The organism is Vibrio sp. 2130-1 (genome assembly GCF_033339515.1).
On record NZ_JAWOUT010000606.1, the window covers coordinates 1 to 551 of the forward strand.

Annotated in this window: 1 protein-coding gene; it reads right to left on the minus strand. The window is 42.3% G+C overall.

The annotated features are described in order from the left end of the window. Nucleotides 1-96: 96 nt before the first annotated feature. Nucleotides 97-551 (minus strand): UDP-3-O-acyl-N-acetylglucosamine deacetylase (lpxC, locus tag R7Q09_RS27665; protein ID WP_318144149.1); only part of this gene is annotated, 455 nt, incomplete at its 5' end.

Consider the following 551-nt stretch of genomic DNA (forward strand, 5'->3'; position numbering starts at 1 on the left):
CATCAACCATCAACCATCAACCATCATCAAGTGATGGTAAAATTTAGATAGAAAAAAACCAGGTCGAAACCTGGTTTTTAATATTCTTTGACTAACTTATGCTAGCACCATGTTTGGCTCTGCAAAAGCGACTGGAGAACCGACTTCTTCTTCGAAAGTTGTCCATTCCCACGCTTCTTGATCCGCCAATACTGCGCGTAGAAGTTGGTTGTTTAAACCGTGACCTGATTTATAAGCACGGAATTCACCAATAATTGGATGACCACACATGTAAAGGTCGCCAATTGCATCTAACACCTTGTGAGTAACAAACTCGTTCTCAAAGCGCAGACCTTCTTCGTTCAGAATTCGATAATCGTCCAATACGATAGCATTGTCGAAACTACCACCCAAAACTAGGTTTTGAGATTGTAGGTACTCGATATCACGCATAAAGCCAAACGTACGTGCACGAGAAATTTCGCGAACGAAACCTTGAGATGAGAAATCAAACAGCAGGCGCTGCTCGTCTGATTCAATCGCAGGGTGGTTAAAGTCAATTTCGAAGTCCA